Genomic DNA, 21,099 nt, shown 5'->3' on the forward strand with positions numbered 1-21,099 from the left:
CAGCGCAGTACGCGAAGCGACAAGCGTGGGGGTCAGGTTTTTCTGCCGGGCCGCCCCAAGGAAAAATACGGCCCCCTCGGGGGGCAGCGCAGTACGCGAAGCGACAAGCGTGGGGGTCAGGTTTTTCCGCCGGGCCGCCCCAAGGAAAAATGCGGCCCCCTCGGGGGGCAGCGCAGTACGCGAAGCGACAAGCGTGGGGGCAATATGGCAAGGCTGAATCTCGTGCTGCTGCTTGCCGTTTTGGCCAGCGCCCTGTATCTGGTTCGAACCCAGTACGAATCGCGCCGCCTCTATGTCGAGCTGGAAAAGGCGTCGGCCGAAAGCCGGAAGCTGGAAGCCGAGAATGAGCGGCTGCAGGTTGAAAAACGTGCTCAAGCCACGCCCTTGAAGGTGGAAAAGCTGGCGAAAGATCGCTTGCAAATGCGCACTGTGACGCCGGCCATCACCCAATATGTGACGTACAAAGACGCGGCTGCCCCGCAAGAGCTGCCGCCGGAGGTGTCAAAGCCATGAGCCGGAGCGTCCTTTATTCCTCCAGTCCCCTGTTGGCCAGCAAGACGCCGGTATGGCGCAGTAAATTTATCGTGGCGGGCATTGCCCTGGCTTTTGTCGGGCTGGCCGGGCGAGCGGCCTATATTCAGATTTTCGGCAATGAATTTTTCCAGCGCCAGGGTGAAGTGCGTTTCGCCCGCACGCTGGAGCTGCCCGCCAACCGCGGCCGTATTCTGGACCGCAATGGCCTGATCCTCGCATCCAGCGTGCCGGCGCCCAGTATCTGGGCCATTCCGGAAGACGTCGAAGCCAGCAAGGCGCAATTGGCCGAGCTGGCCAGGCTGCTGGAAATGCCGCTGGCTGACCTCAATAAAAAACTCGGTGAAGAAGACAAGACCTTTGTCTGGATCAAGCGCCAGGTCGACGAGCCCATAGCGCAAAAAATCCACGCAATGGGCATCAAGGGCATCTACCAGCGCAAGGAATACAAGCGCCAGTATCCCGAAGGCGAAACTGTGGCCCATGTGGTGGGTTTCACCAACGTCGAGGATCGCGGCCAGGAGGGCATTGAGCTGACCTTCAACAAGGATCTGGCAGGCAAGGCGGGGTCGCGCCGTGTCATCAAGGACCGCCTGGGCCGCGTTGTCGAGGACGTCGGCGAGCAGGTGCATCCTGTTGAGGGCAAGGACATCCAGCTGAGTATCGACAGCAAGGTGCAGTTTTTTGCCTACCAGAAGCTGCGCGATGCAGTCATTGCGCGCAAGGCACGGGCGGGCAGCGTCGTGGTGCTGGACTCCACCACCGGTGAAGTGCTGGCGTTGGCGAACTATCCCAGCTACGTACCCGACCGGCGGAAAAACCTGACCGGCGAACAGCTGCGCAACCGGGCCCTGACTGACACCTTCGAGCCCGGCTCCACGATGAAGCCGATCACGGTGGCGATGGCGCTGGAGGCCGGCCGCATCAAGCCGCAAACTGTCATAGAGACCGGGCCCGGCCGCTACAACATCGGCGGCTTCACCATCAGCGACACCCACAACTACGGTACGTTGACAGTTGAAGGCGTCATCCAGAAATCCAGCAATGTCGGAGCGCTGAAGATCGCGCAGAAGATGAGCCCCCAGGAGATGTGGGACACMTTCACGGCATTGGGTTACGGACAAAAACCGCAGATCCAGTTTCCCGGCGCCGTCACGGGCCGCGTCCGGCCGTGGAAGACCTGGCGTCCCGTGGAGCAGGCCACGATGGCGTATGGCTACGGTTTGTCGGCCTCCTTGTTCCAGATGGCGCATTCCTATACCGCCTTCGCGCACGACGGGCAGATCATTCCTGTCACCATGCTCAAGAGCGATGAGCCCGCTGTGGGCGTGCGTGTTTTTTCGCCTGAGAACGCGCATGCCGTTCGCCGCATGTTGCAGATGGCCGCGGCGCCGGGTGGCACGGGCCCGCTGGCGCAAACCGTGGGCTATTCGGTGGGCGGCAAGTCGGGTACGGCACACAAGCAGGTCGGCAAAGGGTATGCCACCAACAAATACCGCGCCTGGTTCACCGGCATGGCCCCCATCRAGGCGCCGCGCATCATCGTCGGGGTGATGATCGACGAGCCCAGCGACGGCAACTACTTCGGCGGCGTGGCCGCCGCGCCTGTTTTCAGTGAAGTGGTGCAGCAGACACTGCGCATGATGGGCGTGCAGCCCGACATGAGCGTCAAGCCGCAGATCACCACCCAGGCCGTGGAGGAATCGTTTTGAGTACGCAGTTCCACACGCCTGAGCAAGCCGCCGGCTGGTTGCGCGAGCGCGTCACCGGCAGCCTGCACACCGACAGCCGAAAGGTGGGCAAGGGCGACGGCTTTATTGCCTGGCCTGGCGCCGCAACCGACGGGCGCAGGTTTGTCGGGCCTTCGCTGGATGCAGGCGCCAGTGCCTGCCTGGTCGAACAGGCAGGCGCAGCCGCGTACGGTTTCAGGGATGAGAGGGTCGCGGAGTATGCCGGCCTCAAGGCCGCTACCGGCCCCATCGCGGCTGTCTATTTCGGGAAGCCGAGCAGGCAGCTGCGGATTTCCGCGGTGACGGGCACGAACGGAAAAACCTCTACTGCCTGGTGGCTGGCGCAGGCTTTGGGCCGGCTGGGGCACAAGTGCGGCGTTATCGGCACGCTGGGTATCGGCGAGCCCGGCGCCATGGTTTCCAACGGCCTGACCACGCCCGACCCGGTATTGCTGCAGCAGGAACTGAGGCGTTTTGCCGACCAGGGCTTTGTAGCCTGTGCGCTGGAGGCGTCTTCCATCGGCGTGGTCGAGCATCGGCTGGATGCGACAGCCATCGAGATCGCGATCTTCACCAATTTCACGCAGGACCACCTCGACTATCACGCCTCCATGCAGGCTTACTGGGAAGCCAAGGCGGCGCTTTTCCGCTGGCCGGGCCTGAAGGCGGCAGTCATCAACATCGACGACGCCAAAGGTGCTGAACTGAAGGACTCGCTCGCTGGCAGTGGCCTCGACCTCTGGACCGTCTCCTGCGTGGAGCCGGCGCGCCTGCAGGCATGCAAGATAGAGCATGGCGCGGACGCCCTGAGCTTTGAAGTAGTCGAAGGCACTGAGCGCCACGCATTGCGGGTCCTGCTGGTCGGCCAGTACAACGTATCAAACCTGCTCGGGGTACTCGCGGCTTTGCGCGCCATGGGCGTTTCACTTGTCGACGCGGTGAAGGCATGTGCCGGCCTCCTGCCGGTACCCGGCCGCACCGAGACGCTGGCCGTCCCGGGCCGGCCGCTGGTGGTTATCGACTACGCACACACACCCGATGCCCTGGAAAAAGTGTTGCTGGCGCTGCGGCCCGCAGCGGCACGCCGCAATGGCCGGCTATGGTGCGTGTTTGGCTGTGGCGGTGACCGCGACACCACCAAACGTCCGTTGATGGCGGCCGTGGCCGAAAAAAATGCCGACCAGGTGGTGGTCACCAGCGACAACCCGCGCAGCGAGAACCCGCTGGCCATCATCGGCCAGGTCCTGCTGGGCCTGAGCCATTGTGATGCCGTACACGTGCAGGCGGACCGGGCCGCCGCCATTACGCACGCCGTGGGTTTGGCGGCTCCTGAAGACGTGGTGCTGCTGGCAGGCAAGGGTCACGAAGGTTATCAGGAGATACATGGCGTCAGGCTTCCGTTTTCTGACCGCGCCCATGCGCAGGCCGCCCTCGACGCCCTGGCTGTACCCGGAGGCCGGCCATGATGCGTTTGCAGCAAGCCCTGGACTGGCTGCCTGCCGCCCGGCTGGTGGGAGACGCCAGCGTAACGGCATTGCGCGTCAACACCGACACGCGCAGCCTGCAGGCCGGTGACCTGTTTGTGGCACTCAAGGGCGAACGTTTTGATGCCCACGAATTTCTCGCCCAGGCAAAGGCCCAGGGCGCGGTGGCGGCCATTGCCCATCACGGCCTGGCGCCAGCCGGCCTGCCGGGGCTGGAAGTTACTGACACCCGTCTGGCGCTAGGGCAATTGGCCGCAGGCTGGCGTTCCCAATTCAGCCTGCCGTTGATTGCAGTGACAGGTAGTAACGGAAAAACAACCGTCACGCAAATGATCGCGTCGATATTGCGCGCATGGAAGGCCGATAAAGCCTTTTCAACCGAAGGCAATCTCAATAACGACATTGGCGTTCCACTCACGTTGCTGCGCCTGTCTGCCGTGCACGAAGTGGGCGTGGTCGAGCTCGGCATGAACCATCCCGGCGAGATCGCCTACCTGGCTGAGCTCACCAGGCCCACGGTTGCGCTGGTCAACAATGCGCAGCGCGAACACCTCGAATTCATGGCCACGGTGGAAGCGGTGGCGTACGAAAACGGTGCAGTGTTTCATTCTCTGCATGCGGGGGGAACTGCGGTCTTTCCAGCAGACGACGAATACACCCCGCTATGGCGCGAACTCGTGGGTGAGCGCAAGGTCCTGACCTTCGCGCTCTCGGGCCCAGCCGATATCACCGGGACTGCGCAATGGGAAGGCGGTAGCTGGAAGGTGGCCGCCGCCACGCCTGCAGGCGCTGCAGATTTCTCGCTGCATATCGCTGGCCGGCACAACGTCAAGAATGCACTGGCAGCAGCGGCTTGCGCGCTGGCGGCGGGCGTACCCCTGGCCTCGATCTCCGAGGGGCTTTCGGCTTTTGTGCCGGTCAAGGGCCGCTCCCGCGCCATCCCCGTGACTCTGAGTGACCGGCTGCTGACCCTGGTCGACGACAGTTACAACGCTAATCCAGACTCCATGCACGCCGCGCTTGAGGTTCTCGCCGAACTGCCCGGGCCGCGCCTGATGGTCATGGGGGACATGGGCGAGGTCGGCGACCAGGGGCCGCAATTTCACGACGAGGCCGGGCGCCATGCACGCGCGCTGGGCATTGAAAAACTTTTCACGCTGGGCGAGCAATCGAAGCAGGCGGCCGCTGGTTTCGGTGGTGCGCAGATTTTCGGCGGCATCGACGAGCTCATCGCTGCTGTGTTGGCGGAGCTGCCCGGCACAGGCAGCGTCCTGGTCAAGGGCTCCCGTTTCATGAAGATGGAGCGTGTGGTTCAGGCCGTCACGGCTCACGCATCCGACCCAACTCAACAAAACCATAACCATAAGGAAGAGCCCCATGCTGCTTAGCCTGGCCCAGTGGCTCCAGTCGATCTCACCTGAATTCGGATTCTTCCGGGTGTTTCAGTACCTGACCTTCCGCGCCGTCATGGCCGCGCTCACTGCGCTGCTCATCGGCCTTCTGGCCGGGCCCTTTGTCATCCGGCGGCTGATCTCGCTCAAGATTGGCCAGCCGATCCGCGAATACGCCATGCAAACGCATTTGAGCAAGAGCGGCACGCCGACCATGGGTGGCGTTCTGATCCTGCTGGCCATCGGCATTTCCACGCTGCTGTGGTTCGACCTGTCAAACCGCTTTGTCTGGATTGTCCTCATCGTCACCCTGGGTTTTGGCGCTATCGGCTGGGCAGATGACTGGCGCAAGGTGGTGCTGAAGGATCCGGAGGGCATGCGCTCCCGTGAGAAATACCTCTGGCAGTCCATCATTGGCCTGGTGGCAGCGCTTTACCTGGTGTTCAGTATTTCGGAAAGTTCCAACATGCGGGTGCTGGAGTTGTTCTTCAGCTGGGTGCAGTCGGGCTTTGACGTGAACCTGCCGCCCAAGGCCGGGTTGCTCGTGCCGTTCGTCAAGGAAATCAGCTACCCGTTGGGTGTGTTCGGGTTTGTGATCCTGACCTACCTCGTGATCGTGGGTTCGAGCAATGCCGTCAATTTGACCGACGGGCTGGACGGGCTCGCCATCATGCCCGTGGTCATGGTGGGCTCCGCGCTGGGTGTATTCGCCTACGTCACAGGCAGCTCGGTCTATTCCAAATACCTTTTCTTCCCGCACATTCCGGGGTCCGGCGAACTGCTCATTTTCTGCTCGGCCATGGCGGGCGCCGGTTTGGCGTTCCTCTGGTTCAACACGCATCCGGCCCAGGTGTTCATGGGCGATGTGGGCGCGCTGGCGCTGGGTGCGGCGCTGGGCACCATCGCCGTCATCGTGCGACAGGAAATCGTCCTGGCCATCATGGGCGGCATCTTCGTTGTCGAAGCGCTTTCCGTGATGATGCAGGTGACGTGGTTCAAGTACACCAAGAAACGCTATGGCGAAGGCCGCCGCATCCTCAAGATGGCGCCGCTGCACCACCACTTCGAGAAAAGCGGCTGGAAAGAAACCCAGGTGGTCGTCCGTTTCTGGATCATCACCATGCTGCTGTGCCTCATCGGCCTTTCCACCTTGAAGCTCAGGTAACAGGCATGCGGCATTTACAAGACCAAACCGTGTTGATCCTGGGCCTGGGCGCGTCCGGCCTGGCCATGGCGCGCTGGTGCGCGCGCCACGGGGCGCACGTGACGGTTGCCGATACGCGTGAAGCGCCGCCCTTGTTGGCGAAGTTGCGTGAAGAACTGCCGGGCGTGGCCTTTGTGGGCGGCGCCTTCACCCCGGAGCTGGTGCAGGGCACCGCCGTGCGCGTGGTCTACCGCTCGCCCGGCCTGACGCCTGAAACCATCGCACCGGTAGCCGACGCCGCCCGCGCCATGGGCTTGCCGGTGGGCGGGGAGCTGGACCTCTTCGCGCGCGCGCTGGCGGACCTGCGCGAGCCGCCCGCTGCCGAGGCGGCTGAAGAATCCACTGATGCTGTTGCGACTCCCGAGCCGCCGGCCGAAGCGCCTCTGCCCGATACGCCTGCCGCGCTTGACGCGTCCGACACGATTCAGGCTATTGAAGCAGCTGGGATAGCCGATGCCGCTGTTGCCGCTGATGCGCCCCTAGGCGAAACCGCGTTGGCAGCTGAAACTTCAGGCGACCTGCAAGAAACGGACATGGCCGTGCCCGATGCCACGGACGAGGTGCCGGCTGCGGATGAAGCCGGGGAAGAAGCTGCGTTACCCGCTGCGTTGCTGGCTCTGGTTCAAGCCGAGCCGGTGCCCGGCTACCGCCCTGCGGTGCTGGCCATCACGGGAACCAATGGCAAGACCACGGTGACCTCGCTGCTCGGCCAGCTGGTGCAGCGCGCGGGTAAAACCGTGGCCGTGGCCGGCAACATCGGCCCTACGCTCCTCGACACGCTGTCGGCCCACATGGATGCGCAAACCCTGCCGCAAGTCTGGGCTCTGGAGCTGTCCAGCTTCCAGCTCGCCGACGTGCAGGGCTTTGAGCCAACGGCCGCCGTGGTGCTCAACATCACGCAGGACCATCTCGACTGGCACGGCGACATGGATGCCTATGTAGCGGCAAAGGCCAGGGTGTTTGGGGCCACCACCTTCATGCTGCTCAACCGCGACGACGAGCGCGTGATGGCGATGCTGCCGCCGCCCGTCAAGGTACGGCTGAAGCCGCCGCAACTGCGCCCGCATGCCACCTTCGGCGCGGGCGAGCCGCAGCGTCCCGGCGATTACGGCATTGAAACCGTGAACGGCATGACCTGGCTGGTGCGCGCGGCCGAGGCTGATGAAACCATCAAGCGCCGCAAGGACGAAGAAGTGGAGCTGCATGTGCAGCGCCTCATGCCAATCGAAGCCCTTCGCATACGCGGCCGGCACAACGCCACCAATGCCCTGGCGGCCCTGGGCCTGGCCGTCGCGGCAGGCTGCAACCTGGCACCCATGCTGCACGGCCTGCGTGAATACCGCGGTGAGCCGCATCGTGTGGAATCCGTGGCCGTCATCAACGAAATTGAATACTTTGACGACAGCAAGGGAACCAATGTGGGCGCCACTGTGGCGGCCCTGACGGGGCTGGGCCTGGAGCGCAAGCTGGTACTGATCCTGGGCGGCGAAGGCAAGGGGCAGGATTTTTCGCCGCTGTCCGACCCGGTGCAGCGCCATGTGCGTGCCGTGGTGTTGATAGGGCGCGACGCGCCTCTCATCAAGGAAGTCTTGCCGCGAAATGTTCCCGCATTTGACGCTGCTTCGATGGAAGAAGCGGTCAACCTGGCTGCGCAGCAGGCCGAGGCAGGCGATGCTGTGCTGATGTCACCAGCGTGTGCCAGCTTCGACATGTTCGACAACTACGAACATCGGGCCAAGGTGTTTTGTGAGGCTGTCCAGGCGCTGGCGCAAGAACAGGGGCAGGTACTGTGACGGCCGCCGCGCGTTTTTTTGGCTGGTTCTCCGGCGTCGGCAAGGCCGCGTCGGAAGTCCTTCCGGTGCGGCTCGGCGGACACAGCCGGCCGCAGACGCTGGCCGCGCCTCCTGTGCGCATGGCCGGGTTTGACCAGGCCTTGCTGTGGGTCACCGTGGCCTTGTTGATGTGGGGCCTTGTCATGGTGTATTCGGCCTCCGTCGCCATGCCCGACAACCCCAAATTTGCGCGTTATGCGCATACCCATTTCCTGATGCGTCATGTGCTGTCGCTGGTGGTCRCCTTCATCGTTGCCGTGCTGGCGTTTCAGGTGCCGCTGGCCACATGGGAGAAGCTGGCGCCCTGGTTGTTTGTCCTCTCCCTGCTGCTGTTGATCCTGGTCCTGGTGCCCTTCATCGGAAAAGGCGTGAATGGTGCCCGCCGCTGGATTTCGCTGGGAATCATGAACTTCCAGCCATCAGAACTCGCTAAATTTGCAGTGCTTCTTTATGCGGCGGATTACATGGTCCGCAAGATGGAAGTAAAGGAGCGCTTCTTCCGTGCCGTCATGCCCATGGCYGTCGCCATAGCGATTGTCGGATTGCTGCTGCTGGCCGAACCCGATATGGGCGCCTTCATGGTGATCTCGGTCATTGCCATGGGCATCCTCTTTCTCGGTGGCGTTAACGCCCGCATGTTCTTTGTCATCGCAGCCGTGGTGGTAGTCGCCTTCAGTCTGATGGTGATGCTCAGCGAATGGCGGCGCGAGCGCATTTTTGCCTACCTCGATCCGTGGAGTGATAAATACTCGATGGGCAAGGGCTACCAGCTGTCCCATTCCCTGATTGCCTTCGGCCGCGGCGAGATCTTTGGCGTAGGCCTCGGCGGCAGCATCGAAAAGCTGCATTGGCTGCCGGAAGCACATACCGACTTTCTGATGGCTGTGATTGGCGAGGAGTTCGGCCTGGTGGGCGTGCTGGCGGTGATCGGCATGTTCATGTGGATGACCCGGCGCATCATGCACATTGGCCGCCAGTCGATTGCCCTGGACCGCCTGTTTGCTGGCTTGGTAGCGCAAGGTGTGGGCATCTGGATGGGTTTTCAGACCTTCATCAACATCGGCGTGAACCTGGGCGCGTTGCCGACCAAGGGCCTGACGCTGCCATTGATGAGTTATGGCGGTTCAGCGATTTTGATGAACCTGATTGCCCTGGCCGTAGTGCTGAGGATTGATTATGAAAACAGGCTCTTGATGCGGGGAGGCCGCGCATGAAGAGCTGTTTCGCCAAAATTGGCTCAGCGCGAAGCGCTGCGGCGCGCCAGTGCCGGTTGATGCGCGGAGGCCGCGCATGAACAGTCTGTTTCACCAAAATTGGTTCAGCGCAAAGCGCTGCGGCGCGTCAGTGCCGATGCTCATGAGAGGGGGCCGCGCATGAGCAGGCAGCACTGTGCTTTGGTCATGGCGGGGGGAACAGGCGGCCACATTTTCCCCGGCTTGGCCGTGGCTGAAGCATTGCGGGAGCGTGGCTGGCGCGTGCACTGGCTGGGCGGGCGCGGCAGCGCAGCCCGTCCGAGCATGGAAAGCCAGCTGGTGCCGCCACGTGGCTTCCCTTTTGAATCGATCGACTTCTCAGGTGTGCGGGGTAAAGGCCCGCTCACGCTGGCTTTTTTGCCCCTGCGCCTGCTCAAGGCCTTCTGGCAGAGCATCCAGGTGGTGCGCCGTGTCAAGCCCGATGTGGTGGTGGGCCTGGGGGGCTACATCAGCTTTCCGGCGGGGATGATGAGTGTGCTGCTGGGCAAGCCCCTGGTGCTGCACGAGCAGAACTCGGTGGCGGGCATGGTCAACAAGGTACTGGCGGGCGTGGCTGACCGCGTCTTCACGGCATTTCCGGGTGTGCTGCCCAAGGCCGAGTGGGTAGGCAACCCACTGCGACCCGCATTCACCCGCCAGCCCGGCCCGCAGGAGCGCTTTGCCGGACGTACCGGTCCCCTGAAATTGCTGGTCGTTGGCGGCAGCCTGGGCGCCCGGGGATTGAACGAGGTGGTGCCCAAGGCTCTGGCCCTGATTTCCGAAGCAGAGCGGCCGCATGTCACCCATCAAAGCGGCGCGCTGCAGATCGAGGAGTTGCGCGCCAACTACGCGGCAGCCGGTGTGCAGGCGCAACTCACGCCGTTTATTGAAGACACCGCGCAGGCCTTTGCCGATGCCGACCTGATCATTTGCCGCGCCGGTGCCAGTACGGTCACTGAAATCGCGGCCGTGGGTGCCGCAGCACTGTTCGTGCCGTTCCCTGCAGCGGTCGACGACCACCAGACGGTTAATGCGAAGTTTCTGGTCGAGGGGGGCGGCGGATGGCTGGTTCAGCAGCGCGACCTTACCGCCGCAAAGCTCGCCGCGATGCTACAAAAAACAGAGCGCCTTGCGCTTGTCCAGATTGCCTTACAGGCCAAAACGATGCAAAAAACTGAAGCCACGGCCCGTGTGGTGGCTGCCTGCGAGGAGCTGGCGACATGAAACACGCCATCAAAAATATCCACTTCATCGGCCTGGGCGGCGCCGGCATGTCCGGCATTGCCGAGGTGCTGCATAACCTGGGATATGTCATTTCGGGGTCCGACCTGTCTGACAGCCCGACGCTGCGGCGCCTGGGCAAGCTCGGCATCAAAACCTTCGTCGGGCACACTGCCGGCAATCTTGAGATGGTCGACGCCGTGGTGACGTCCACCGCGGTGCAGGCCGACAACCCCGAGGTGCTGGCGGCGCGCGAAAAGCGCATTCCCGTGGTGCCGCGCGCCTTGATGCTGGCCGAGCTGATGCGCCTCAAGCAGGGTATCGCGATCGCGGGGACCCACGGGAAAACCACCACCACCAGCCTCGTCGCCAGCGTGCTGGCCGAAGGCGGCCTGGACCCGACCTTTGTCATCGGCGGGCGCCTCAACAGCGCCGGTGCCAACGCCAAACTCGGTTCTGGTGATTACATCGTGGTCGAGGCCGACGAGTCGGACGCTTCATTCCTGAACCTGCTGCCGGTGATGGCTGTCGTCACCAACATCGATGCCGACCACATGGAAACCTACGGTCATGATTTCGGCAACCTCAAGAAGGCGTTTGTCGATTTCCTGCACCGCATGCCTTTTTACGGCACAGCAATTTTGTGCACGGACGACCCCGCTGTGCGCGACATCCTGCCCCAGGTTTCCTGCCCCATCACCAGCTACGGCTTTGGCGAGGATGCCCAGGTGCGCGCCGTCAACGTGCGGCCGGTGGGTGCGCAAATGCATTTCACGGCCCAGCGCCGCAACGGCGTCACCTTGCCCGACATGGAAGTCGTGCTCAACCTGGCCGGCGAGCACAACGTGCTCAATGCATTGTCGGCCATTGCCATTGCCGTTGAGCTCAACGTGCCGGACGCGGCGGTACAAAAAGCGCTGGCTGAATTCCGGGGCGTCGGACGGCGCTTTCAGAGTTACGGGGAGATGCCGGCCAAGGGCGGCGGACATTTCACCGTGATCGAAGACTATGGCCACCACCCGGTGGAAATGGCCGCGACGCTGGCGGCCGCACGCGGCGCCTTCCCAGGGCGACGGCTGGTGCTGGCTTTCCAGCCGCACCGCTACACACGCACGCGTGACTGTTTTGAAGATTTCGTCAAGGTGATCGGCAACGCCGATGCGGTACTGCTGTCTGAGGTGTATGCCGCCGGCGAGGCGCCCATCGTCGCCGCCGACGGCCGCTCACTGGCCCGTGCGCTGCGTGTGGCCGGCAAGCTGGAACCCGTCTTTGTGGATGAGATTGATGCCATGCCGCAGGCCATCATCGACAACACGCTGGATGGCGACGTCGTGATGTGCATGGGTGCCGGGTCCATCGGCATGGTGCCCGCCAGGGTGGCAGAAATGCTGGAACCGGCAGGAACCGATGGTGCCAGGGAGGCCCGGCCATGAAGGCAGACATGTTGAATTCTGGAAAAGTCGCCGTCCTGATGGGGGGCCTGTCGGCGGAGCGCGAGGTCTCGCTCATGTCGGGTAACGGTGTGCTCCAGGCGCTGCGTTCGCGCGGCGTGGATGCCCATGCTTTTGATCCTGCCGAGCGCGACCTGGGCGAACTGAAGAAGGACGGGTTCGAGCGTTGCTTCATCGCACTTCATGGCCGCTTTGGGGAGGATGGCACGGTGCAGGGCGCGCTGGAGCTGCTGGGCATTCCTTACACCGGCTCGGGTGTCATGGCCTCCAGCATGGCCATCGACAAGGTCATGACAAAACGCGTGATGATTTCCGAAGGGCTGCCGACCCCCCGCTATCGTTTGTTGCGTCGAGGCACTTACAGCGCTTCCGACATCGCCGCCGTGCCTGATGAGCTTGGCCTGCCTTTGATTGTCAAGCCGGCACGTGAGGGCTCGTCAATCGGGCTGACCAAGGTGACGGAGCGCTCCGCCATGGCCGCCGCTGTGGCGCAGGCTGAACAGCTCGATGCCGATGTCCTGTGCGAGCAGTTCATCAGCGGTGACGAGGTGACCTGCCCGGTGCTGGGTACGGGGGCCGGGGCGCGCGCGCTGCCGGTCATCCGTATCGTGGCGCCCGACGGCAACTACGACTACCAGAACAAGTATTTCACGGACACCACGCAGTACCTGGTGCCCTGCGGGCTGCCGGAAGGCGAAGAAGCCGCCATCCAGCAGCTTGTGCTCGATACCTTCCGCGTTCTCAATTGCCGCGGCTGGGGCCGCGCCGACGTGATGATCGACAGGCTGACGCGCAAGCCCTACCTGCTGGAGATCAACACGTCACCGGGCATGACCAGCCATTCGCTGGTGCCCATGTCCGCCCGTGCGGCTGGAATCTCATACGAAGACCTGTGCATCGAGGTGCTGAAGACCGCTTCGCTCGATCACGAAAGACATGGGGGTGCCGCCACTTGAGCAGAACCCTGCCACTGCCGCCCTCCTTGCCGATGGACGTCAAGCTCATGAACACCTTTTCGGTGGTTCTGGGCCTGGCGTTTGCCGCCATGGTTGCGTCAGTGGCTGTGGCGTGGCTCATGCGCCAGTCCCTGTTCAGCCTGAGTGCGATTCACGTGCAGGGTGACCTGACGCACAACAACGCGGTGACATTGCGGGCCAATGTGGCGCCGAGGCTGTCGGGTAATTTTTTCACGGTGGACCTGGGCGCCACGCGCGCAGTATTCGAATCTGTTCCCTGGGTGCGCAGGGCCCTGGTGCAGCGCGAATTCCCCAACCGGTTGAAGGTGGTGCTGCAGGAGCACAAGCCGGTGGCGTTCTGGGGCGCTGAAGGCGATGCCCGGCTGGTCAACAGCTTCGGCGAAGTGTTTGAAGCCAACCAGGGCGAAGTGGAGGCGGAAGACCTGCCGGTGCTGAACGGCCCGCCGGGACAGGCTTCCCAGGTGCTGCAGGCCTACCGGATGCTGGCGCCGATGTTTGATGAAACCGATGCCACGCTGGAGCAGCTGCAGATGACCAGCCAGGGCGGCTGGCGTGCGCAGCTGGACAGTGGCGCCGTGATTGAGCTGGGGCACGGTTCGCTGGATGAAATACAGGTGCGCACCCGCCGCTTCATTGCCACGGTGACGCAGGTGTCATCGCGGTACGGGCGGGACCTGGAGTCCGCCGACCTGCGTTACGGCAATGGGTRTGCGATCAGGCTCAGGGGCGTCACCACGGGAAACCCCGCTGACAAAGACGACGGAAAGAAAAAAAGGTAAATATATGGCCAAGGAATACAAAGATCTGGTGGTCGGGCTGGACATCGGAACCAGCAAGGTCATGGCGGTGGTGGCCGAGGTCATGCCGGGCGGGGAGCTCAAGCTTGCCGGCTTGGGCATCGCGGCGAGCAATGGCCTCAAGCGCGGCGTGGTTGTCAACATCGACGCCACCGTGCAAAGCATCCAGCAGGCGCTCAAGGAGGCCGAACTGATGGCCGACTGCAAGATCGCCCGCGTCTACACCGGCATTACCGGCAGCCACATCCGCGGCATCAACTCCAGCGGAATGGTGGCGGTCAAGGACAAGGAAGTCACGCAGGCCGATGTTGCCCGCGTGATCGAAACAGCCAAGGCCATCAACATCTCGACCGACCAGCGGCTGCTGCTGGTGGAGCCGCAGGAGTTCGTGATTGACGGCCAGGATGTGCGCGAGCCCATCGGCATGAGCGGCATACGACTGGAAGCCAAGGTGCACATCGTGACGGGCGCCCAGAGCGCTGCTGAAAACATCATCAAATGTGTGCGTCGCTGCGGGCTTGAAGTCGACCAGCTCATGCTCAATCCGCTGGCTTCGAGCCTGGCGGTGCTGACGCAGGACGAGCAGGAGCTGGGTGTGGCCATGGTCGATATCGGCGCCGGCACCACCGACGTCGCCATCTTCACCGGCGGCGCCATCCGGCATACCGCGGTCATCCCGATTGCCGGCGACCTGATCACCAGCGACATCGCCATGGCGCTGCGCACGCCCACCAAGGACGCTGAAGACATCAAAGTGGAAAGCGGGTACGCCAAGCAGCTGCTTGCCGATCCCGACACCCAGGTGGAAGTACCGGGGCTGGGCGACCGGGGGCCGCGCATGCTGAGCAAGCAGGCGCTGGCCGGCGTGATCGAGCCGCGGATCGAGGAAATTTTCTCGCTGGTCCAGCAGGTGATCCGCGAGTCGGGCTATGAGGAAGTACTGTCTTCCGGGATCGTGATCACCGGTGGCAGTGCCGTCATGCCCGGCATGGTGGAGCTTGGCGAGGACATCTTCCTCAAACCGGTTCGCCGGGGCATGCCGCGCTACAACAGTGCGCTGTCGGACATGGTGGCCCAGGCCCGGGCCGCCACGGTCATGGGCTTGCTCGAAGAAGCCAGGCTGGCCCGCATGCGCGGCTACAAAGTGTCGCAGAAGGCAGGCAGTGTGCACAACGCATTCGGCCGGGTCAAGGACTGGTTTGTGGGGAATTTCTGATGAATACCTATTCCACTTTTATCGGCAGGCCGTCCCGTTGTATGCATTCAGGCGGGGCGGATCCCCCTGCGTGAGGAAGCCATGTCAACCATAAATACAAATTTCCAATTATTGGCAACTGCAGTTTTATTGAATTAGGAGGCTCCCAATGAGCATCGAAATGATTGAAATCGAAGAATTCAACCAGGGCACACAGATCAAGGTGATCGGTGTGGGCGGCGGTGGCGGCAACGCCGTGGGGCACATGATTGAATGCGGCGTGCAAGGCGTCGAATTCATCTGCGCCAATACCGACGCGCAGGCACTCAGCCGCGGCAGCGCGCACAAGACCATCCAGCTGGGCGCCAGCGGACTGGGCGCGGGCAGCAAGCCCGACAAGGGACGCGATGCCGCCGAACTGGCGGTGGACGACATCCGCAGCGCGATTGCCGGTGCGCACATGCTGTTTATCACTGCGGGCATGGGCGGCGGCACCGGTACCGGCGCGGCCCCCGTGATCGCACGCGTGGCCAAGGAAATGGGCATCCTGACAGTCGGCGTGGTGACCAAGCCGTTTGACTTCGAGGGCGGCCGCCGCATGACCAATGCCGACCTCGGCCTGGCGGAGCTCGAAGCCAACGTTGACTCACTGATTGTGGTGCTCAATGAAAAGCTGCTCGAAGTGCTGGGTGACGACGTGACACAGGATGAGGCTTTTGCCCATGCCAACGACGTGCTGAAAAACGCCGTGGGCGGCATCGCCGAAATCATCAACGTGCCCGGCCACGTCAACGTCGACTTTGAAGACGTGCGTACCGTGATGGGTGAACCCGGCAAGGCCATGATGGGAACGGCCAAGGCCAACGGCCCGGACCGCGCCCGCATCGCGGCCGAACAGGCCGTGGCCTGCCCGCTTCTGGAAGGCATTGATCTGTCCGGCGCCAAAGGCGTGCTGGTGTTGATCACCGCGGCCAAGGGCTCGCTCAAGCTGAGCGAATCCAAGCTGGCGATGAACACCATCCGCGCATACGCCTCCCCCGATGCGCATGTGATCTACGGCACGGCCTACGATGATGAGCTGGGCGACGACATCCGTGTGACCGTGGTTGCAACGGGCCTCTCGCGCCAGGGCGTGCGCCGCCATGCACCGCCGCTGCAGGTGCTGCGCACGGGTACTGACAACGTGCCGTTCAACGTCCCAACGCTGAACACCACAGCCAATGGCGCCGGCACGGCGCAGACGGCCATGGGATCGGCACAGCCTGACTACGGCAACATGTCGGTCCCCAGCGTGTGGCGTACCAACCGGACCCAGGCGGCCGCAAAAGTCGACGCCCTGGCCTCTGGCGGTATGGACGACTTTGAGATTCCGGCCTTTCTGCGCAAGCAGGCCGATTAATCGATGTAAAGCTACTGCGCAGGCTGATCTTGCACTTGCGGTGCTCGCCGTACCTGAGTACGGCTCCGCTCCTCAGCGCAACCTCAGCCCGCTCGCTACGCTTTCCATTCGATTAATCGCCGTTGGGGCGTGGACTGGTTCGGCCACTTTTTTTCCTTGTCGTTTGACAGAATTTCGTCAAAAAAGGTGGAAATGAAAATCCCGGCATTGTGTATCGCCGCCCTGGCAGCTTTTCTTGCGCCGCTCGCGGTCGCCCAGACCGCCAGGCCCGAGGCGGCCGGAAAAGTGAGTTGGCCCAGCATGGTGTGCGCGGGTACTCCCTTTGTCTGCAACAAACTCGATGCGCAGGGCTACCTGTTCAGTCAGCCCGGGCAGACGAAGGTTGTGCTGATCTCGCACGGCTCGCAGGGTATCGACAGCCGCATGTTCGATTATGTGGACAGCCTTCAGAAGGAAGGTTTCGCAGCGCTGGTGATTGATCACTGGAGGCCTCGAGGCATCGACGTGACGCACAACGACTACCCGGCGGCGTCGCGCAAAGGCGGGAATGAATTCAATATGGCCACTGACAGCCTCGCAGCTGCCGGCTGGCTGCGCGGCCGCGGTTTCGAAAAAGTCGGCAGCATCGGTGAGTCGCAGGGCGGCGGCGCCGCAGTCATGATTCAGCAGAAATTCGCACACGCACTGATTGAGCGCAACATGCGGCGCTTGTACACCAGCGATTTCAACCTCAAACACGTTGACGCGGTGGTGGCTTTGTATGGCTATTGCGGTTATCGCAATGCCCGGCGTGACGCCTACGTGAATACCCCTTTCCTTTTCATCACCGGTGAAGTGGACGACGAAACCCCGAGCCGATACTGTGAGCGCCACGTGGGCTGGATGAACGGGCGCGGTGGCAACGCGAAGATCGTGGTGCTGGAAGGCGAGGGCCACAGTTTCGACGCACCTTACAAGCGGCAACGCAATGCCTTCGGGCCGCACTATGCCAAGTGCGATGTCTTGGTCGACGAATCGGGTGTGACCGAACTTAACAGCGGCATCACCGTGCCCGGTGACGACGTCAACGCCATGATGGCCCGATGTGTCAGCAAGGTTTTTCACACGGGCTACTGGAAGGACCGCTTCGTCGCGGTGCCGCACTGGACGGCATTCTTCAGGCAGCACCTGTAACAAGGCTGGACTTGTAGCACTTTGGCTATGGTGGCCATCAAAGACTCCAACTGCGGCAATCGGCTGCAACACTTAAAATGACCCATATGCTTCAGCAACGCACCCTCAAATCCCTGACCAAAGCCGTAGGCGTGGGCCTGCACAGCGGCCAGCGGGTGGAGCTGACCCTGCGCCCCGCAGCGCCCGATACGGGCATCGTGTTTCGCCGGGTTGATTTGCCGCAGCCCGTCGATATCGTGATTTCGGCCCAAGCCGTGACGGACACCCGGCTGGCGTCCACTATTTCCAGCGGCAATGCCAAGGTGCATACGGTGGAGCATCTGATGTCGGCCTGCGCCGGCTTGGGCATCGACAACCTCTATGTCGACATCACGGCGGAAGAGGTCCCCATACTTGATGGCTCGGCATCCTCTTTTGTGTTCTTGCTGCAATCCGCCGGTATCGCGCTACAGGCCATGCCCAAGCGTTTTATCCGCGTGATCAAGCCTGTGGAAGTGCGCGAAGGCGAAGGCGCCACGGCCAAGTGGGCGCGCTTGAGTCCCTATGAAGGCTACAAGCTGAGTTTTGAAATTAATTTTGACCACCCCGCAGTGGACTCCACCGGGCAGCGCGTGGAGTTCGACATGGGCTCTGGCGCCTACACACGCGACATTGCGCGCGCCCGCACTTTCGGCTTTACGAAGGATGTGGAAATGATGCGCGCCAACGGCCTGGCGCTGGGTGGCGGGCTGGACAACGCCATCGTCATGGACGACTACAAGGTGCTCAACAGCGACGGCCTGCGCTACAACGACGAGTTCGTGAAGCACAAGATTCTTGATGCCATGGGCGACCTCTATTTGCTGGGAAAACCGCTGCTGGCTGCCTACAGTGCGTTCCGCTCCGGCCACGCCATGAACAACAAGCTGCTGCGCGAGTTGCTGTCGCACAAGGACGCCTACGAAGTCGTCACTTTCGAAGACGAGAAAAAGGCACCCCAAGGCTTCGCCACCCTGGCGCGTGCCTGGTAGGCCCAGCGAGGCTCGCCATGCTGCTGTTCCGATGGCTCATCCTGCTGTTTTTGCTGGCCGCGGTGGTGTCTTTCATGTTTTACGCGGGCACCGGCCAGCCACGGTTCAAGCAGTTTGGGCTCACAGTTCTCAAATGGACGTTGATCGCCGCCTTCGGCTTTTTTGCCGTACTGGTACTTGAGCGCGTGGCATAGCACCAGCCCGCGGCGGGTGGTGGCGGCTCCTTCTTCCTCCTCTTCCTCCTCTTCCTCAGGGCGCCGATGGCCCGTTGACCGCTTTGTAGTACCCGCCCCTTGCGCTATAGTTCGCTCACAACGACGTGCCTCTGCGCTGGACCCTCTGAAGCACCGCATTTGGTGCGGTTTCAATCGGCTGCCAACCGGCGTAACTCCCGGAGATAGACCTCATGAGCTTCATTAAAATCCTTATCGTGCTGGGTCTTGCGGGTTTTGGGTACCAGTACTGGACCAAGCACCGTGAAGGCCAGCCGCTGGCGGTGTCAGCCGGCTCTGCGGCAAGTTCAAGTTCAAATGGCTTTGTCATGCTGCCCGGAACCAGCACGACCGCTTCCAATGCGGTTCAAGTGATCGCCGCTGAAGATTGYCCCGAAGAAGCGGCCCGCCGGGCGGACAGCCTGGCTGAGCAGCTTTCGAGCAAGGGAATTCCGGTTACACGCACCCACAGCATCAGTTTTACGGTGGCAAGCGGCGACCCTGCCGATGCCCAGCGAATCTCGTCCATCATGAGCGGCGAGCTGCCCATTGTGCTGGTGCGCGGAAAAGCCAGGTCCAATCCTTCACTGGATGAGGTGGTGGCCGAATACCGCGGCCGTTAAGCCCGCCGGACCTCACCGGGCCATCAGGGGCCTGCTGGCGCCCCCGGCTATCTAGCGGCTTCGGCCGTCCCTGTAGTGACTGATGGACTTTGCGCCTGTGCCCGACGCCGCAGCGAGGCGTTGCAGGGCGGTGCCGACATGGGCGTGGGTAATGGCCAGCCCCAGGGCGTCAGCCGCATCCTTGCCCGGCAGCGATGGAAGCTTCAGCAGGCGCATCACCATCTCCTGCATTTCGGCCTTGCCGGCCTTGCCATAACCGGCGACCGCTTTTTTGAGCTGCAGCGCCGTGTATTCGGCGACCGACAGCTGGCGCGAGACCAGGGCCGTGATGCAGGCCCCGCGCGCCTGCCCCAAGAGCAGCGTGGCCTGCGGGTTGACGTTGACAAAGACGATTTCGACGGAGGCCGCATCGGGCTGGTAGCGCTCCACCACTTCGCACACGCCTTCAAACAACACCTTGAGCCGGCCCGGCAGATCACTGCGCTCCATGTGCGTGGTCTTGATGGTGCCGCTGGCCACATACCGCAGATGCTGGCCATCCATGTCGATAACGCCGAAGCCCGCGATTTGCAGTCCTGGGTCAATGCCGAGAATTCTCATCTGCTATACATTTCGTAGCTGCTTGCGCACGTGTTTATTGGCCTAGAGGCCAAAATACCATCTAACCGAATGAAAAAACACGGGTGCGCCGAAGCACAGCGCATCCACGCGGTCCAGCAGGCCGCTGGCGCCGGTGACGCCCACACCGCGGTTGCCCCAGTTGGGAATGCCGCGGTCACGCTTGAGCGCCTTCATGACCAGGTGCCCCAGCGAGCCCGACACGCAAGCGATGAAGGCCATGGCCACGGCCTGTGCCGGCTTGAAGGGGGTGAGGCCGGCGAGCAGTCCGCCCAGCAAGCTGGCCACGATAACCGCGATCAGCCAGCTGGTCCAGTTAAAGCTTTTGCTGACGTTGGGCGCGTTGGCTGGGCGCTTCAGCTTGCGGCCCACCAGGTGCTGGACGATCATGCAGCTTTGCACCACAAACACGAGGAAGAACACCAGGAAGGCGTTTTTGCCCTGGTAGTTGGGAAACTTCAGCAGCAACAGGGCCGGCACATGGCTGATGCCGTAGATGCAGACCATGATGCCCCATTGCAGCTTGGCGTTGCGCTCCAGGAAGCGGTGCGGGTCGTCGGCCAGTGCGCTGACCACCGGGATCGCCAGGAACACGTAGACCGGAATGAACACGGTCACCAGGTCAAAGTGCCGCGTGATGACCAGCGCAAACTGAACCGGCAGCACCACAAAGAAAGCCAGCACCAGGCTGCGGTGGTCGCCCTGCCGGGTAGGCGACAGTGTGATGAATTCGCGCAGTGCAAAAAAGGCCACCATGCCGAACAGCACGGTCGCCACGGTTTCGCCCAGTGTCCAGCCGATCCAGAACACCGTCGACATGAACCACGAGGTGCGCAGCAGGCCGTTGAACTCCTTGAGCTTCTGGGTGTGCAGGTCGTCTTCGTGCGTGTCCTTGAGGGACATCACGAACGCGGCCACGCTTATCACGGTCAGGATGCCGAACACCAGCACAAACAGCAGGCCGACCTGGTGCGAGGGTGAAAGGTTGCGCAAAAAAGTGTTCATCGGAATTCCGGGCC

Annotated in this window: 19 protein-coding genes; 17 read left to right on the forward strand and 2 right to left on the reverse strand. The window is 62.6% G+C overall.

Features of this window, described 5'->3' with window-relative positions; all coding sequences use genetic code 11:
* The first annotated feature begins 204 nt into the window (after positions 1-204).
* The 17 genes from ftsL (at position 205) to AC1D0Z_RS02610 (ending at position 19,462) form a co-directional block, all read left to right on the forward strand.
* Complete coding sequence (ftsL, locus tag AC1D0Z_RS02530; protein ID WP_477656663.1) at positions 205-513, forward strand: cell division protein FtsL; 309 nt, start codon at positions 205-207, stop codon at positions 511-513.
* Positions 510-2,243 carry a peptidoglycan D,D-transpeptidase FtsI family protein gene (locus tag AC1D0Z_RS02535; protein ID WP_477656664.1) on the forward strand — a complete coding sequence of 578 codons (1,734 nt, stop codon included), beginning with the start codon at positions 510-512 and terminating at the stop codon, positions 2,241-2,243. Before ftsL ends, AC1D0Z_RS02535 begins: the two co-directional genes overlap by 4 nt.
* Entirely contained in the window at positions 2,240-3,727 is a 1,488-nt protein-coding gene (locus tag AC1D0Z_RS02540; protein WP_477656665.1) for a UDP-N-acetylmuramoyl-L-alanyl-D-glutamate--2,6-diaminopimelate ligase, read from the forward strand. Before AC1D0Z_RS02535 ends, AC1D0Z_RS02540 begins: the two co-directional genes overlap by 4 nt.
* Positions 3,724-5,133, forward strand: a complete 1,410-nt coding sequence (locus tag AC1D0Z_RS02545; protein ID WP_477656666.1) for a UDP-N-acetylmuramoyl-tripeptide--D-alanyl-D-alanine ligase — start codon at positions 3,724-3,726, stop codon at positions 5,131-5,133. Before AC1D0Z_RS02540 ends, AC1D0Z_RS02545 begins: the two co-directional genes overlap by 4 nt.
* Complete coding sequence (gene mraY / locus AC1D0Z_RS02550) at positions 5,123-6,301, forward strand: phospho-N-acetylmuramoyl-pentapeptide-transferase (protein ID WP_477656667.1); 1,179 nt, start codon at positions 5,123-5,125, stop codon at positions 6,299-6,301. Before AC1D0Z_RS02545 ends, mraY begins: the two co-directional genes overlap by 11 nt.
* Positions 6,302-6,306: 5 nt before the next feature.
* Entirely contained in the window at positions 6,307-8,133 is a 1,827-nt protein-coding gene (gene murD / locus AC1D0Z_RS02555; RefSeq protein ID WP_477656668.1) for a UDP-N-acetylmuramoyl-L-alanine--D-glutamate ligase, read from the forward strand.
* Positions 8,130-9,386, forward strand: a complete 1,257-nt coding sequence (gene ftsW, locus AC1D0Z_RS02560; RefSeq protein WP_477656669.1) for a putative lipid II flippase FtsW — start codon at positions 8,130-8,132, stop codon at positions 9,384-9,386. Before murD ends, ftsW begins: the two co-directional genes overlap by 4 nt.
* A gap of 159 nt (positions 9,387-9,545) precedes the next feature.
* Positions 9,546-10,628, forward strand: a complete 1,083-nt coding sequence (gene murG / locus AC1D0Z_RS02565) for an undecaprenyldiphospho-muramoylpentapeptide beta-N-acetylglucosaminyltransferase (RefSeq protein WP_477656670.1) — start codon at positions 9,546-9,548, stop codon at positions 10,626-10,628.
* A complete protein-coding gene (gene murC, locus AC1D0Z_RS02570; RefSeq protein WP_477656671.1) occupies positions 10,625-12,058 on the forward strand; it encodes a UDP-N-acetylmuramate--L-alanine ligase in 1,434 nt (477 codons plus the stop codon). The genes murG and murC overlap by 4 nt, the downstream gene beginning before the upstream one ends.
* Positions 12,059-12,066: 8 nt before the next feature.
* Entirely contained in the window at positions 12,067-13,032 is a 966-nt protein-coding gene (locus AC1D0Z_RS02575) for a D-alanine--D-alanine ligase (RefSeq protein ID WP_477656672.1), read from the forward strand.
* Positions 13,029-13,832, forward strand: coding sequence for a cell division protein FtsQ/DivIB (locus AC1D0Z_RS02580; RefSeq protein WP_477656673.1), 804 nt, complete (start codon positions 13,029-13,031; stop codon positions 13,830-13,832). Before AC1D0Z_RS02575 ends, AC1D0Z_RS02580 begins: the two co-directional genes overlap by 4 nt.
* A gap of 4 nt (positions 13,833-13,836) precedes the next feature.
* Positions 13,837-15,066 carry a cell division protein FtsA gene (gene ftsA / locus AC1D0Z_RS02585; RefSeq protein ID WP_477656674.1) on the forward strand — a complete coding sequence of 410 codons (1,230 nt, stop codon included), beginning with the start codon at positions 13,837-13,839 and terminating at the stop codon, positions 15,064-15,066.
* 148 nt (positions 15,067-15,214) lie between these two features.
* Positions 15,215-16,444 (forward strand): cell division protein FtsZ, encoded by a 1,230-nt coding sequence (ftsZ, locus tag AC1D0Z_RS02590; RefSeq protein WP_457281095.1) that lies wholly within the window; start codon positions 15,215-15,217, stop codon positions 16,442-16,444.
* A gap of 192 nt (positions 16,445-16,636) precedes the next feature.
* The gene (locus tag AC1D0Z_RS02595; RefSeq protein WP_477656675.1) at positions 16,637-17,617 is read left to right on the forward strand and encodes a dienelactone hydrolase family protein; all 981 of its coding nucleotides are present in this window, start codon (positions 16,637-16,639) and stop codon (positions 17,615-17,617) included.
* Between the two features lie 86 nt (positions 17,618-17,703).
* The gene (gene lpxC / locus AC1D0Z_RS02600) at positions 17,704-18,627 is read left to right on the forward strand and encodes a UDP-3-O-acyl-N-acetylglucosamine deacetylase (RefSeq protein ID WP_477656703.1); all 924 of its coding nucleotides are present in this window, start codon (positions 17,704-17,706) and stop codon (positions 18,625-18,627) included.
* A 17-nt stretch (positions 18,628-18,644) separates the two neighbouring features.
* A complete protein-coding gene (locus AC1D0Z_RS02605) occupies positions 18,645-18,821 on the forward strand; it encodes a hypothetical protein (protein ID WP_477656676.1) in 177 nt (58 codons plus the stop codon).
* A 212-nt stretch (positions 18,822-19,033) separates the two neighbouring features.
* The gene (locus AC1D0Z_RS02610) at positions 19,034-19,462 is read left to right on the forward strand and encodes a hypothetical protein (RefSeq protein WP_477656677.1); all 429 of its coding nucleotides are present in this window, start codon (positions 19,034-19,036) and stop codon (positions 19,460-19,462) included.
* A 51-nt stretch (positions 19,463-19,513) separates the two neighbouring features.
* Here the strand turns inward: AC1D0Z_RS02610 and ruvC are convergent, their stop codons facing one another.
* The gene (gene ruvC, locus AC1D0Z_RS02615) at positions 19,514-20,062 is read right to left on the reverse strand and encodes a crossover junction endodeoxyribonuclease RuvC (protein WP_477656678.1); all 549 of its coding nucleotides are present in this window, start codon (positions 20,060-20,062) and stop codon (positions 19,514-19,516) included.
* 42 nt (positions 20,063-20,104) lie between these two features.
* Positions 20,105-21,085, reverse strand: coding sequence for a phosphatidate cytidylyltransferase (locus tag AC1D0Z_RS02620; RefSeq protein ID WP_477656679.1), 981 nt, complete (start codon positions 21,083-21,085; stop codon positions 20,105-20,107).
* Between the last annotated feature and the right edge of the window lie 14 nt (positions 21,086-21,099).

Source organism: Polaromonas sp. P1_E3 (assembly GCF_056405935.1).